We start from the raw sequence: 14,364 nt of genomic DNA, 5'->3' as shown, positions 1-14,364 counted from the left end.
CCGTCACACCGGCACTCCCCGTCACACCGGCACCCAGCGTCATACCGGCACCTGGAGGGACACACGGAACCCCTTGCCGTCCGGGCCCGTCACCAGCGTCCCATCGATCAGTTCGGCGCGCTCCCGCATCCCGACCAGCCCGTACCCACCGCCGCCCAGCTCCACGACCTGCTCGGTGGCGCCGCTATCGGTCACTTCGAGTTCGACCCTGTCGTTCAGGTAGCGCAGGACGACCCGTGCGCGCGCGCCGGGAGCGTGCTTGCGAACGTTCGTGAGCGCCTCCTGCGCGGTGCGGACGACGGCGAGCCCCGCCTGCGGCGACAGTTCGCGCGGTTCGCCGGTCACCTGCACGTCGCAGGGGCGGCCGGTGCCCGCATGGAACTCCTCGGCCAGTTCCGCCAGGACCTCCTTGGGCTCCGGGATCTCCCCGCGGAGCGTGGCCAAGGCCCGCCTGGTCTCGTCCAGGCCCGAACGGGCGAGGTTCCGCGCGCGCTCTACCCGGTCCAACGCCTGCACACGGTCGCCGTCCCGGGACAGCAGCAGCCGCGCCCCCTCCAGGTGGACGATCTGCGCCGACAACGAATGGGCGAGGATGTCGTGGATCTCCCGCGCGATGTGCGACCGTTCGGCCAGCACGGCGTTGGCGGCCTCCGCGCGGCGGGTCGCCTCCTGCGCGGCCATGCCCTGGCGGCTCGCGGCGGCGCCCAGCGTGACGCCCATGAAGGCGATCAGCAGCCCGAGATCGGCGCCGTCGTCCCGGAAAAGCGCGCCGAGGACGCTCACCGCGAGGACCGTCACACCGCTCGCGGCGATGCCCAAGAGGAGCGGCAGCCGGAAGAACAGCGCCCAGAGGGCGATCATGGCGACGACGAACCCGCCGCCGAAATCAGGCTCGATCCCGTAGAAGGCGACCGAGGCCGTCACGGCGCCCACCAGCAGGACGATCGACGCCGTCCGCCACCGCGACTCCTTCTCCCGGCCGGTGCGCACGCCGCCGACCAGAAGGACGATCATGACGACGTTCAGGACGGTGATGACCAGGCCGATCCCGTGCAGCGCCGGCGGGTCCTCGGAGTCGAAGAGGGCGCGCACGTAGGAGAACCCCGCCCACGCCAGCAGCACGCCGACGATGGCCGCCAACGCGAACCGCTCGACATGCGACGTTCTGCACTTCACCGACTTCACGGACTTCACGCTATGAAGCTAAGGGACGGCGGCCGTGCGCGGATCGGCGTCAGGCTGGAATCCCGCTCTCCACCGCCGGGTGGACACGCCCCGCCAGGTGGACGCGACGTCCCGCCGGGCGGGTCAACGCACGCGGCGGGTCAGACGTCGATGCGTTCGGCGTCGAGTTCCGACGCTCCCGCGGTGATGAACGCGCGCCGCGGGGCCACGTCGCTGCCCATCAGCAGCTCGAAGATCTTGGACGCCTCGTCGGCGTCCTCGACGCGGATCCGGCGCAGGATGCGGTAGCGCGGGTCCATGGTGGTCTCCGCGAGCTGGTCGGCGTCCATCTCGCCGAGGCCCTTGTAGCGCTGGACGGGCTCCTTCCAGCGCTGGCCCTTGCGCTCGAACTCGACCAGCTTGCGGGTCAGCTCGCCGTCGCTGTAGCAGTAGACGTACTTGTCCTGGCCCTTCTTGGGCTTGACCAGCTCGATGCGGTGCAGCGGCGGGACGGCGGTGTAGACGCGTCCCTCCTCCAGCATCGGCCGCATGTAGCGGTACAGCAGCGTGAGCAGCAGCGTGCGGATGTGCGAGCCGTCGACGTCGGCGTCGGCCATCAGGATGATCCGGCCGTAGCGGGACGCGTCGATGTCGAACGTGCGGCCCGAACCCGCGCCGATGACCTGGATGATCGCGGCGCACTCGGTGTTCTTGAGCATGTCGGCGACGGACGCCTTCTGCACGTTGAGGATCTTGCCGCGGATCGGCAGCAGCGCCTGGAACTCGGAGTTGCGGGCGAGCTTGGCGGTGCCGAGCGCCGAGTCGCCCTCGACGATGAACAGCTCGCTGCGGTCGTCGGCGGTGCGGCAGTCGACCAGCTTGGCGGGCAGCGCGGAGTTCTCCAGCGCGTTCTTGCGGCGCTGGTTGTCGCGCTGGGTGCGGGCGGCGATGCGGGTCTTGGCGGCCCCGGCGACCTTCTCCAGGACGGCCCGCAGCGGCTGCTTCTGCCCACGCGGCGGGTTCTCGAAGATCGCGCGCAGTTCCCGCTGGACGACCTGGGACACGATGCGGGTGGCGGCGGACGTCCCGAGGACCTCCTTGGTCTGCCCCTCGAACTGCGGCTCGGGAAGCCGGACGGTCACGACCGCGGTGAGGCCCTCCAGGACGTCCTCCTTCAGGACGTCCTCGTCGCCGTTCTTCAGCAGCTTGGTGGCCCGGAGCTGCTCGTTCAGCACCTTCAGCACGGCGCGGTCGAACCCGCGCACATGCGTGCCGCCCTTCGGGGTGGCGATCACGTTGACGAACGACTTGGTGATCGTGTCGTAGCCGGTGCCCCAGCGCAGCGCGATGTCGACCTCGAGGTCGCGTTCGACGTCGGTGGGCGTGAGGTGGCCCTGGTCGTCCAGGACGGGCACGGTCTCGGTGAAGTGGCCGCGGCCCTGGAGCCGCAGGACGTCGACGACCGGGGCGTCCTTGGACAGGTAGGCGCAGAACTCGCTGATGCCGCCGTCGAACCGGAACGTCTCGTCGACGATCTCCTCGCCGCGCTCGTCGCGGAGGTCGATGGTGAGGCCGGGGACGAGGAACGCGGTCTGGCGCATCCGGTCGAGGACGAGAGACTGCTCGACCGTGGAGTCCTTCAGGAAGATCTGCAGGTCGGGCCAGAAGCGGACGCGGGTGCCGGTGACCTTCTTGGCGACCTTGCGAACCTGCCGGAGCCCGGACTTCTTCTTGAACCGGGCGTTCGGGCGGCCGTCGTCGGCGAACTCCCCGGGCACGCCGCGCCGGAAGCTGATCGCGTGGGTGTGGCCGTGGAGGTCGACCTCGACGTCCAGCCGCGCGGACAGCGCGTTCACCACGGACGCGCCGACGCCGTGGAGGCCGCCGGACGCGGTGTAGGACACACCGCCGAACTTGCCGCCCGCGTGCAGCCGCGTCATGACCAGCTCGACACCGGGAAGGCCCGTCTTCGGCTCCAGGTCGACCGGGATGCCGCGGCCGTTGTCGGCCACCTCGAAGGACCCGTCCGCGTGCAGCGTCACGCTGATGTGGGTGCAGTATCCGGCGAGGGCCTCGTCGACGCTGTTGTCGACGATCTCCCACAGGCAGTGCGCCAGGCCCCGGCTGTCGGTCGACCCCACGTACATGCCGGGTCGCTTGCGCACGGCCTCCAGGCCCTCCAGCACCGACAGGTGCCGGGCGGAGTAGCCGTGCGGGTCTTCGGTGGTCGCTTCAGCGGTCGCGGCGGTCAACGTGCGTGTGCTCCTCGGGGGTGGGACGGTCGGCAGCAGAGTACCCCCGGTAGCCGACAATCCTCCGAAAGGCTCGCCGCCGCGGACGTTCCGGCACGCCCGCGCGGCGGTTCCTGACGGTTCGCCAGGCTACCCGGAACGCCGGCGTCCGCATTGCCGCGATTAGGAGTCCCTGCTCAGGGTCATGATGGACGGCGCACTGATCACCATGACGCCCTTCCGACAGGACGACGTCCGCTGTGACGTCGGTCACTTATTGGGCCATTCTGCTGTGGGCGTACGAAGAACCAGGTTGGGAACGTCAGCGTCGGGTTAGATGTTGTCCTAAGTACCGACCCCGAGCATGAGGAAGGTGCCGTGACTGGAGCCCTTGCCCCAACCAAGCCGTTGACCGTCGCCGACCGATGCGACCGCTGCGGCGCTCAGGCCTACGTCCGTGCAGTCCTTGTAGGCGGCGGCGACCTTCTGTTCTGCGCCCACCACGGACGCAAGTACGCAGAGGCCCTCCGCGCCAACGGGGCCGACATTCAGGACGAGACCGACCGGCTCATCGAAACCCCGGCCGTCGCCCCGGACGACGAGCGGTGATCCCCATATAGCAGGAGCCTCGAACGGCGGCCATCGGAGACGGTGGCCGCCGTTCGCATTCCGCCCGTTCGGCGCTCCCCGCGCGAATTGAGACGCCGACTCCGCTGCGTAATCAATTGATCGCATAACGTCTCAGCGAATGGCGGGCCGGGTGATGTGGATCACCGATCCGGTCCCGCTCTCAGCCGCCGGTGACATTCTTCACCCGATAGTGATAGCCGCTGACGTGCGCGAATCCCTCCGACTCGTACATCGCGCGCGCCGGCGCGTTCCGTTCGACGACGACCAGGTAGGCCCGCTCGCATCCCTGCTCGCGTCCCCAGTCGAGCAGGGCGCGCAGGACGCGCCGTCCCAGTCCCCGCCTGCGCGCTTCTGGCGCGACGGCCATCGCGTAGATGCCGAGCCACTTTCCTTGGGGCACGGCGCGTCCGACGGCGACGCCGTCCAGTGACGCGTAGGCAGCCGGTACGCCGGTCAGGATTTTCTCCGCCGTCGGCAGTGCGTGGTCGAAGCGGCCGTCCACCGACCACCAAATGCCCAGCCACTCCTTGGACGGCGCGGGCGCGATCTCCACCCCGTCACGCTCGTAGCGCCCTGCTACGTCCGCCACCAAGGCAAGCGTCGGATCCACTAGCTCGTAACCGCGTCCCTCAAGGAACCCGTCGAGTTCCGCGGGCTTCGCCTGGGCGTCGATCGAGAACACGGTCGGCAACCCAACCGCGGCGTAGAAGCGCTCCGCCTGATCGACGGCGCGGCCCACGTCCCCCGGGTCGCCCAGAGGCAGGACGGAGTTGGCTCGCTTGGTCACCCCTGCGGCGTGCCGCAACAGCCAGCCGCCCATATCCTGGGTGGACGGCGCGGGCCACGCCTCGGCGACAAGCCTGCCGACCTCCGGGAACCGCGTCATCCATCACCGCTTTCGGGGGGATCGTGCACATCCTGCTGCCGCCGTCGGAGAAGAAGGCTACCGGCGGGGACGGTCCGCCCCTCGACATGGGCTCGCTGAGCTTCCCCGGGCTCAACCCGATGCGCGAACGCGTCCTGAAGGCGCTGATGCGGGCGAGCCGGCGCAAGAACGCGGCGGAGGTGCTCGCCCTTCCTCCGGGCCAGGCGGACGAGGCCCGGGCACGCAACCTCGCACTGCGCGAGGCGCCGACACTGCCCGCGGCGCGGCTCTACACGGGCGTGCTGTACGACAACCTGAACCTCGCCGACCTCGAAGCGGACGCCGCCGCCGAGCAGATCATCGTCTTCTCGGGCCTGTGGGGCGCGCTGCGGCTCACCGACCGCGTCCCGCCGTACCGGCTGAGCATGGCGGTGTCGCTGCCCCCTGCCGGACGTCTGGGAACGCTCTGGCGCCCGCCCATGCGCAAGGCCCTGCGCCTGGACGACGACCTGGTCGTAGACATGCGTTCCGGGCCGTACGCGTCCGTGTGGAAGGCACCAGGGCCGGCCGTGGCCGTCCGGGTGTTCCGTGAACGGGTCGTCGGCGGCGTCCCGAAGCGGACCGTGGTCAGCCACATGGCGAAGGCGACGCGCGGGCAGATCGCGCACGACCTGCTCAAGGCGGGCGCCGCGCCGCGCACCCCGGACGCGCTGCTGAAGGCCGTCGCCGACCTCGGCCACACCGCCGAGCTCAACGGCGCGAACCTCGACATCATCCTGCCCGACTGACCGCCCAAACCTCGACTGACCACACGAAACCCCGGCTGACCACACGAAACAGGGCCCCCGTCCGGGAGCCCTGAATCCGTATTGCGGGAAGGTTCAGTCGAGGTAGTCGCGCAGCACCTGGGAACGGGACGGGTGACGCAGCTTCGACATGGTCTTGGACTCGATCTGGCGGATGCGCTCCCGGGTCACCCCGTACACCTTGCCGATCTCGTCCAGGGTCTTCGGCTGGCCGTCGGTGAGGCCGAACCGCATCGACACCACGCCCGCCTCGCGCTCGCTGAGCGTGTCAAGGACGGAGTGCAGCTGCTCCTGGAGAAGGGTGAAGCTGACCGCGTCCGCCGGGACGATGGCCTCGGAGTCCTCGATGAGGTCGCCGAACTCGCTGTCGCCGTCCTCGCCCAGAGGGGTGTGCAGCGAAATCGGCTCGCGGCCGTACTTCTGGACCTCGACGACCTTCTCCGGGGTCATGTCGAGCTCCTTGGCGAGCTCCTCCGGGGTGGGCTCGCGGCCCAGGTCCTGGAGCATCTGCCGCTGCACGCGGGCCAGCTTGTTGATGACCTCGACCATGTGCACCGGGATGCGGATGGTGCGGGCCTGGTCGGCCATCGCGCGGGTGATCGCCTGCCGGATCCACCAGGTGGCGTACGTGGAGAACTTGTAGCCCTTGGTGTAGTCGAACTTCTCGACCGCGCGGATCAGGCCGAGGTTGCCCTCCTGGATCAGGTCCAGGAACAGCATGCCGCGTCCGGTGTAGCGCTTGGCCAGCGACACCACCAGCCGGAGGTTGGCCTCCAGAAGGTGGTTCTTGGCGCGGCGGCCGTCCTCGGCGATCCACTCGAAGTCTTCGAGGTCCTCTTCGCTCATCGCGGCGGCGGCGACGGCGAGGCGCTCCTCGGCGAAGAGCCCGGCCTCGATGCGCTTGGCGAGCTCCACCTCCTGCTCGGCGTTGAGCAGCGGGACCTTGCCGATCTGCTTGAGGTAGTCCTTGACCGGGTCGGCGGTGGCGCCGGCGGCCGCGATCTGCTGCGCGGGGGCGTCCTCGTCGTCGTCGCCGAGGGTGAAGCCCTCCTCCTCGGCGGGCGCGCCCTCGGCGGGCTTGCCCGGGGCGGGCGCCGCCTTCGCCGCGGGCGCGGCGACGACCTCGTCCTCCTCGGGCGTCTCGACGGCCTCGGGGGCCGGCTCGTCCTCGAGGTCGACGTCGAGGTCGGCGAGGTCGGCGTCGAGATCGACTTCCACCTCGTCGTCGACCTCGGGGTCGTCGGACGCCTTCTTGTCGGACTTGGCCGGGGCGGGCTTGGCGGCCTGCGGCGCGCCCTTCTTCGCCTGCGCGGCCTTCTTGGACTTGGCGCCCTTCGCGGGCGCGGCCTTCTTCGGCGGCGCGGGCTTGACGGCCGCGGGACGCGCCTCGGCCAGGATCTCCTCGGCGACCTCGTCGACGGCGTCGTCCCCGACGACCGCGGTCACCGTGTCGGGCTGCTCCTTGGCCGCCGCGGCGGTCTTGGGCCTGCGCACCGGCTGCGCCGCGCGCTTGCGCGAACGCTTGGGCGCCGCGGAGTCGGCAGCGCTCACCATGACGGTCACACCCTCCTTGCTGAGGCTCCGCAGAATGCTGGAGGCCGCTGACACGGGGATGTCGGCCTCCTCGAACGTACGTCGTACGTCGTCGGCTTCGAGGCGATTGCCCTGGGACCGTCCACGCTCGATCAGTTGCGCGATGACGTGATCGTGCAGATCTGACGCTTTCGAGGTCGAGCTAGCAGGCGACACAAATACCTCTCGAACGAACGTGTGGCTTGGCTGACCCAAGTGCCCTGACGGGCCCGGCCTCACACTGTGTGGGACCGCACACGGAGCGGACCTCCCGGTGCGGGACCGCAGCGTACCCGCTCTCATTGGGTCAAGCATTCTGGCACTGCTGCGCATTCCGCCTGTGAAGTCCTACCCGGTAACTCTCCACCTTAGAGGGCGCGGGGCGGTCCTTCGTACGTGCTGAGCCGTCTCCGCGTCGTCTTCGGCGCGGTTCAGGCGGGCTTGGGCGGGACGTGCAGGGCAAGCACGGTCACATCGTCTACCTGCTCATACCCGGCAAGCATCCGATCGACCAGGAAGTCGACGAGTCTTTCGGGATCTCCTACCACTTCAGGTGGGGCGTCCGCCGCCACGGCGACAAGCTCCTCCAGCCCTGCGTCCACCCCACGCCTACGGTTCTCCACAAGTCCATCGGAATAGAACACCACAGTGTTGCCGGTCTCGATGGAAAAACTTGTCTGCTGTCGCTGGCTCGGCCAGCCGAGGGGAGTTCCCGGCTCCAGGGAGCTGACGCGCGCGGGCGTGTCGGGCGAGATCAGGAGGGGTGGCGGATGGCCGGCGTTGCTGAACTCGCCGTGCCCGGTCTCGGGGTCGATCACCACGTAGGCGACGGTGGTGAACTGCTCCTCGTCCTCGGTGGCGCTGAACAGCCGGTCCAGCCCGGCGAGGACGGCGGCGGGACGCGGGTCGTTCAGCGCGAGGGCGCGCAGGGCGTTGCGGACGCGACCCATACCGGCCGCGGCCAGGACGCCCTTGCCCATGACGTCGCCGACGGCCACGGCGAGGCGGCGGTCGGGGAGCCGGAACACGTCGTACCAGTCGCCGCCGACCTGGACGTGGCGTGTCGCGGGGTTGTACCGGGCGGCCAGGACCATGCCCGGCAGCTGCGGGAGATCGCTCGGCAGGAGGCTGCGCTGGAGCTCCTCGGCCGTCTTGTGCTCGCGCTCGAACAGCAGGGCGCGTTCGACGGCCAGGGCGCACTGGCCCGCGAGCGCCTCCAGGAAGACCCGCTCCTCCTCGGTGATCTCCCTAGGGCGGGTGAACGAGAAACGGAGTGCGCCTATGGGCGCGCCCGCGGCCAGCAGCGGAAGGCCCACCCAGGCGCGTTCTTCGGTGTGCTGGGCGAACAGATCCTTTTCTCCCTGGCCCAGTTGCAGGCGCAGGCTGTCGGGATGCTCGGCCAGGAACGGGCGGCTCTCGCGCACAGCCACCGACATGACGGTCTGGTCACTGACCTTGATCGCGTCGCGGGACGCGGGACTGCTCTCGCCGTCTGCGCCCGGCTGCGACGGGGCCACGATGCTGAGGCGCAGCTTGTCGTCGTCCAGCAGCGCGACCGCGGAGTAGTCGGCGCCTATGGCCGACCGTCCGACTTCGGTGATGACCTGGACGACCTGTGACACGGTCAGCGCCTCGGCCAGCATCGAGGTGGCCTGCTGGAGGCGCGCCGTGCGCAGAGCGGCCGCGGACAGTTGCTCGGTCAGCCGCCCGCGCATCTCCTCGGCCTCGCGCTGCCCGGTGACGTCGGTGTTCGCGCCGACCCACTCGATGACCGCGTCGCCCTGCCAGATGGGCACTGCCCGTACGTCGAAGTGCCGGTAGGTGCCGCTCTTGGTGCGGATCCGGTAGTTGGTCTCGAAGACCCGGTTCTCCTCGACGCACTCGCGCCAGGCGGCCTCGATGCGGGGACGGTCCTCGGGGTGGACCACGGCCAGCCAGCCGCCGACCGCGTAGTCGTCCGGCGCCTGGCCGGTGATCGCGCGCCACTCGGGCGCGTCGTCGATCACGCCGCCGCCCGGGGCGGCGACCCAGACGACCTGGGCGCTGGCCTCCACGAGCGAGCGGTAGCGCTGCTCCTTACGGCGGATGACCTCCTCGGCCCTGCGTCGCTCGGTCACGTCCAGCGCGGTCAGGACGACGCCCAGGTGCTTGCCGTCGGCGCCCTTGGCGGGCAGCCACGAGCAGGCCAGGATGCGCTCTTCGAGCGCCGTCGCCAAGTCCGCCGCGTCACCGGGGCTGATCGGCGAGCCCGCCTGTGCGGACGTGCCGTCATGCTCGGCCGCGGCGGGCTCGCCGGCCGGGACGACCAGGTCGAGATCGCTCAGCGGACGATTCTCGTCGATCACCTTGCGGAGGGCCGACTCGAACGCCGTGGCCAGCGCCTCCGGCAGGACCTCGCCGGGCTGTCGTTGCTGCAGATCACTCACTGGCACGCCAAGTAGCGCGGCGAGCGCGTCGTTGGCCCTGCGGCAGCGCAGCTCGCGGTCGAAGAACGCGAGCCCGGCCGGGGCCTCGGTCAGCAGGGTCGCGTACAGCGCGGCGTCCGACGCATCCATGGGCTGCCCCTCCACCCCTGATACGCGGGGATGCGGGACGGACGTCTCGGTGCTCATGGACAACACCTCCGCCCCAGAGGGTCCCGTACCGCGCGGCAAGTTTTCATCACTATGAGTGAATGGGAGCAGGCTAGCGCTCCCGCCTCCATCACAACACCGTCGGAGTCAGGTATTCATCATCTCGATGGTTCGCCGCGTACGGAAGCCCTGATGAACATCCTTGTCCCCTTCGGCCGCAGGCGAACACGTCGGATCCGGACACCGTCGTGGAGGACACGGAGGCGGTCCGCCAGGACGGCGAGTAGGAGATGTTACGGCGCTCAAGGGTCACAGGGCGTCAACTCTGCTTGTTCGGCGAGTTCCGGCCAGCGTCTGCCGCCGGTAGGGGGACGCTCTTATTCGGCCGCCTTGGCCGCGGATTTCTGTTCCTGCTTGAAGGCGCGGACCTTGGCGAGCGACTCGGGACCGGTGATGTCGGCGACGGACCGGTGAGAACCCTCTTCCCCGTAGGCTCCGGCGGCCTCGCGCCATCCGTCCGGCCGGATCCCGTATTGCTTGCCGAGCAGCGCCACGAAGATCTGTGATTTCTGCTTGCCGTATCCGGGGAGGCCGCTGAGGCGCTTGAACAGTTCCTTGCCGCTGTCCACGCCCTTCCACACTTTCTCGGCGTCACCGTCGTAGTTGTCCACGAGGTACTGGCACAGCTGCTGGACCCGCTTGGCCATGGAGCCGGGGTACCGGTGGACGGCGGGCTTCTCCGACAGCAGCGCCGCGAAACGCTCCGGGTCGTATGCGGCGATCTCGTGCGCGTCCAGGTCGTCGGAGCCGAGCCGCTGGGCGATGGTGTAGGGGCCGGTGAACGCCCACTCCATCGGGACCTGCTGGTCGAGCAGCATGCCGACCAGCGCGGCCAGCGGGCTGCGTCCGAGCAGTTCGTCGGCTTCCGGACGCTGGGCTAGATGAACCTTCGTGGCCATGCGCCCAGCTTAGAGCCCGCTCCGGATCTGTCAGAAGTCTTACGGCCATGTCCGGAACCTGGTGCGGGGCGTTCCGCGGTGTTCGAATGAAGTGGTGAACGAGGACGAACGGGCGGAAGGAAGTCCCGTCGGGCGGCGGGTTGTGCTCGGGATGCTCGGTCTCGGTGCGGCGGGGGTCGCCGTGGGGGCGTCCATCCAGGACAGTGTGAGCCGTGCCCTGGCGCCGGTGGGGCCGATCGGGGACGTCCTGCCTGCGGCCGGAGGGTTCCGGTACTACTCCGTCACCGGGAGCGTGAAGCGGCGCAGCGCGGCCACCCATCGCGTGACCGTCAGCGGCCTAGTCGACAAGCCGCAGTCGTTCGGGATGGCCGACCTGGCGCGGTTCCCCCAGACGGTGCTCGACAAGGATTTCCAGTGCGTGACGGGGTGGCGCGTCCTGGACGTGCGCTGGGGGGGCGTGGCTCTCCCCGATCTGCTGGACGCGGTGGGAGTGTCGAGTAGGGCCCGTGCCGTGCGATTCACATCGTTCGACGGCGTCTACACGGAGTCGCTGACGCTGCAGCAGGCGCGCCGGCGGGACGTCCTTGTCGCGACGCAGATGGAAGGCAAGCCCGTGACGCACGATCACGGCGGGCCGACGCGCCTGTACGTGGCGCCCATGTACGGCTACAAATCGCTGAAGTGGCTCGGCGGCATCGAACTGACCGACAAGGTCATTCCCGGTTACTGGGAGAAGCTCGGCTACGACGTCGACGCCTGGGTGGGACGGTCGAACGGGCGGGACGATGCGCCGACGTGACAGGGCCTCGTCCGAACGGACGTGGCTTATGCGGTTCACCGTGGCGGAGCGGTCGATCCACCACGTGACGGCTCTGTTGATGCTGATCTGCCTCGTGACCGCCGCGTGCCTGTACCTGCCGATGCTGTCTACGCTGGTGGGCCAGCGGGAGACGCTCAAGATCGTCCACGTGTGGTGCGGGTTCGCACTGCCCGTGCCGATCGTGCTAGGTCTCCTGTCCCGCGCCTTCAGGGCCGACCTGAGACGGTTGAACAGATTCGCTCCGCACGACTGGGAGTGGCTGAGGCGTCGTGACCGTAGGGCCGTGCGGGACGGGCGCGGAGTCATTCCCGTCGGCAAGTTCAACGCGGGGCAGAAGCTGAACGCGGCGTTCACCGCGGGCGCGATCCTGTTGATGCTCGGCACCGGCGAGATCATGACGTTCCCAGACCCCTGGGGAGACCGGTGGCGGACGGGTGCCACGTTCGTCCACGACTGGCTCTTCCTCGTCGTCGTCGTGGTGACGGTAGGGCACCTGTGGGAGGCGTTCCGAGACCGTGGCGCGCTCAACGCGATGCTGACCGGACGTGTGGAGCCCGACTGGGCGGCACGGCACCACGCGGGCTGGGCGGCGGACGCGGCCTCCGGCGAGGACGGCGCAGAGGAGGACGGCGCAGAATTTGCCCAACGTCGTCCCGATATCTATTGACTCTCTCCGCAGAAACGCTGGAATGGGACATCTAGGTGTACCCCGTGCGCGGAGGTGTGCGCTGATGCCTGCACTGGCCGATCACCGGAGCGAGACTCGCGACGCACTCGCGCGACGGCTCTGCGAGGAGTTCGCGAGCTTCCACGCGGACAGGGTGCGGCGCTGTGTGGCCGACGTCCAGGCGTGCATGGCGCACCTCGGTCTGGAGGCCACGCCCGCCAGCGTCGAGCGAATGGCGCGTGAACACCTCACCGGCATTCTGAAATCGGAACCGCCCTCTGGACGCGCCCCGGTCAACGGGGTCGACGGCTGAGCAGCCCCTTCGCGTGTCGTGGGTCGCCGCCGTCCCGTGTTCGGACGTGTCCTGGACAGCGCCCGCGGCCGATCTGAGAGGCTAGGAGGGTGAATCCCCGTCGCCGCCACCGTTCCTCCGGGGAACCGGGCCGAGAGGGATCGACACCCCCCGACGAGGTCACCGCGATCTTCGACGGCATGCTGCAGCACGCCCGCGAACTGCTGGCCGTGCGCAGCCCCTTGGACGCCGAGCTCATCGTCAGCGAGATCCTCGGCGCGTGGTGGGGGAAGCGGGTGCCGGAGGGCGACGTCGAGGAGGTCATCGGCGAGGCGCTGGTCGACTACGCGGGAACGGCGGGAACCCCGGCCGCGCTGGCGCTGCTCATCGGAATGGCCTACATGGGCACTCCCCGCCAGGCCGCCAAGGCCGAACGCGCGGCGCTCGAACTGATGGGCAACGGCGTCGCCAGGCCGGGATGGGCCGACCGGGTGGGGATGGTCGCTCCCGAGGAGTGCTTCGTGTCCAGGGACGTCTACGGCGACCAGGACTCCATCGTCTGCACCTACACGTACGGGGGCGCCGAACGGCACGCCCTGATCATCCTGGTCGATCGCAACAAGGCCGGGGCCGTCCCGCCGGCCGGCGACCCGTTCGCCAGGGCCGCGCGTGCCGGACGGCCCCCGATGCCCGGGATGGTCAGGGACGCCTGGGTCTCGTCCAAGGTCGACACGCTCTTGGAGCATTGCCGCCGCGAGGGCCGCGACAATCCGCTGATGCGGTTCGAGCCCGTCGACTCGCGGGACGCAAGGGCACTGCTGCAGAGCGCGCTGGACCTCACCGACGACACCGACGATCCGCCGGTGAACGAGAACTTCGGCTCCTACCACGCCTTCGTACGCGCGCGTGTGGACATCCTGCCGCCGGGCGGGCGCCTCCCCCAGCCTCCGGTGTACGGGCGCGACAGGCGAGCGACGATCGCGGCGCGGTTCCTTGCGTCGGACGAGGCCGAGGACCTGTCCGACCGCTCCGCCGCGAGCCGGTGCGTCGACCGCATCATCGACTACGGCTGCACCCACGACTTCGGGCGGCCGTTGCGGGTGAGCCCCGTCAAGTGCGAGATGTTCCTGCTCGACTGGCTGCCGCGGAAGGTCCTGCTGTCCCCGACCGAGCAGGAGGCCGTCCCGCACGTGCTGGCGGCGTGGGTGCGGTGGGCGGGCAAACGCACGGGGCTGCCCGAGGAGGGCATCAGGGCGACGCTGGACGCCCTCTGGGACGCCACCGCGAAGTTCGCCGAGGCCTACCGCGACCCGTCCGCGTTCGGTCTCGACCGTGAGCTGGTCGGCCGGTTGCTGCCCGACGGCGACCTTGAGGCGCTGCCACGGCGGGCGTTCGCCCTGCCGTTCCTGTCCGGCACCCACAGGCGCACCGGACGGCACGGCTTCATCGACCTGTCGACCCTGGATCCGGCCGACCCCGACGACCGCCGCATCGTCCTGGAGTTCGAGCACCCCGGCGCGGACGAAGAACACCTGAACGCGCACGAACGCCTTGCCGAACGTCTGTGGGACGGGGAGCCCCCGCAGTTGTGGGATACCGCACAATCACTGCTCGACATCGGTTACGAACGCCACGAGATCCTGCACAAACTCATCGACGTCCTGGACCGCTGCGGGGACGACCCGGAGGCGCTCCGCGAGGCCCTGCATGTGCTGCGTCACGAACCCCCGCCGGAGTGAACTCCCGGTTTGCACGCGGCGTCCCCGGAGGTAATCATCGGTTCTC

The 14,364-nt window shown here is 69.7% G+C and carries 12 protein-coding genes; 6 read left to right on the top strand and 6 right to left on the bottom strand.

Features of this window, described 5'->3' with window-relative positions; translation table 11 throughout:
• Positions 1-39: 39 nt before the first annotated feature.
• Both E1287_RS11485 and E1287_RS11480 read right to left on the bottom strand, forming a co-directional pair.
• Positions 40-1,194 carry a histidine kinase gene (locus E1287_RS11485; protein ID WP_207934144.1) on the bottom strand — a complete coding sequence of 385 codons (1,155 nt, stop codon included), beginning with the start codon at positions 1,192-1,194 and terminating at the stop codon, positions 40-42.
• A gap of 131 nt (positions 1,195-1,325) precedes the next feature.
• Positions 1,326-3,416, bottom strand: a complete 2,091-nt coding sequence (locus E1287_RS11480; protein WP_131964868.1) for a DNA topoisomerase IV subunit B — start codon at positions 3,414-3,416, stop codon at positions 1,326-1,328.
• 357 nt (positions 3,417-3,773) lie between these two features.
• On the opposite strand from E1287_RS11480, the gene E1287_RS11475 reads away from it, so the two are divergent.
• Positions 3,774-4,004: a hypothetical protein gene (locus tag E1287_RS11475; protein WP_131964867.1), complete on the top strand. Its 231-nt coding sequence runs from the start codon at positions 3,774-3,776 to the stop codon at positions 4,002-4,004.
• A 181-nt stretch (positions 4,005-4,185) separates the two neighbouring features.
• Here the strand turns inward: E1287_RS11475 and E1287_RS11470 are convergent, their stop codons facing one another.
• Entirely contained in the window at positions 4,186-4,911 is a 726-nt protein-coding gene (locus E1287_RS11470) for a GNAT family N-acetyltransferase (protein ID WP_131964866.1), read from the bottom strand.
• 23 nt (positions 4,912-4,934) lie between these two features.
• Here E1287_RS11470 and yaaA point away from each other — a divergent pair, with 23 nt between their 5' ends.
• Positions 4,935-5,678, top strand: coding sequence for a peroxide stress protein YaaA (gene yaaA / locus E1287_RS11465; RefSeq protein WP_131964865.1), 744 nt, complete (start codon positions 4,935-4,937; stop codon positions 5,676-5,678).
• A 93-nt stretch (positions 5,679-5,771) separates the two neighbouring features.
• Here the strand turns inward: yaaA and E1287_RS11460 are convergent, their stop codons facing one another.
• From E1287_RS11460 to E1287_RS11450, 3 genes are all read right to left on the bottom strand, one after another.
• Positions 5,772-7,445: an RNA polymerase sigma factor gene (locus E1287_RS11460; protein ID WP_131964864.1), complete on the bottom strand. Its 1,674-nt coding sequence runs from the start codon at positions 7,443-7,445 to the stop codon at positions 5,772-5,774.
• 254 nt (positions 7,446-7,699) lie between these two features.
• Positions 7,700-9,880 (bottom strand): SpoIIE family protein phosphatase, encoded by a 2,181-nt coding sequence (locus tag E1287_RS11455; RefSeq protein ID WP_131964863.1) that lies wholly within the window; start codon positions 9,878-9,880, stop codon positions 7,700-7,702.
• Positions 9,881-10,218: 338 nt separating this feature from the next.
• Entirely contained in the window at positions 10,219-10,800 is a 582-nt protein-coding gene (locus E1287_RS11450) for an HhH-GPD-type base excision DNA repair protein (protein WP_131964862.1), read from the bottom strand.
• Between the two features lie 94 nt (positions 10,801-10,894).
• On the opposite strand from E1287_RS11450, the gene E1287_RS11445 reads away from it, so the two are divergent.
• The 4 genes from E1287_RS11445 to E1287_RS11430 all read left to right on the top strand — a co-directional run bounded on the left by E1287_RS11445 (position 10,895) and on the right by E1287_RS11430 (position 14,318).
• On the top strand, positions 10,895-11,599 hold the full coding sequence (locus E1287_RS11445; RefSeq protein WP_207934142.1) for a molybdopterin-dependent oxidoreductase: 705 nt from the start codon (positions 10,895-10,897) through the stop codon (positions 11,597-11,599).
• The gene (locus E1287_RS11440) at positions 11,586-12,287 is read left to right on the top strand and encodes a cytochrome b/b6 domain-containing protein (RefSeq protein ID WP_131964861.1); all 702 of its coding nucleotides are present in this window, start codon (positions 11,586-11,588) and stop codon (positions 12,285-12,287) included. Before E1287_RS11445 ends, E1287_RS11440 begins: the two co-directional genes overlap by 14 nt.
• Before the next feature lie 64 nt (positions 12,288-12,351).
• Positions 12,352-12,600: a hypothetical protein gene (locus E1287_RS11435; RefSeq protein ID WP_131964860.1), complete on the top strand. Its 249-nt coding sequence runs from the start codon at positions 12,352-12,354 to the stop codon at positions 12,598-12,600.
• 179 nt (positions 12,601-12,779) lie between these two features.
• On the top strand, positions 12,780-14,318 hold the full coding sequence (locus E1287_RS11430) for a hypothetical protein (RefSeq protein WP_165968966.1): 1,539 nt from the start codon (positions 12,780-12,782) through the stop codon (positions 14,316-14,318).
• Positions 14,319-14,364 lie beyond the last annotated feature (46 nt).

Source organism: Actinomadura sp. KC06, assembly GCF_004348735.1.
GTDB lineage: Bacteria > Actinomycetota > Actinomycetes > Streptosporangiales > Streptosporangiaceae > Spirillospora.
This window is presented reverse-complemented; position numbering and strand designations above follow the sequence as displayed.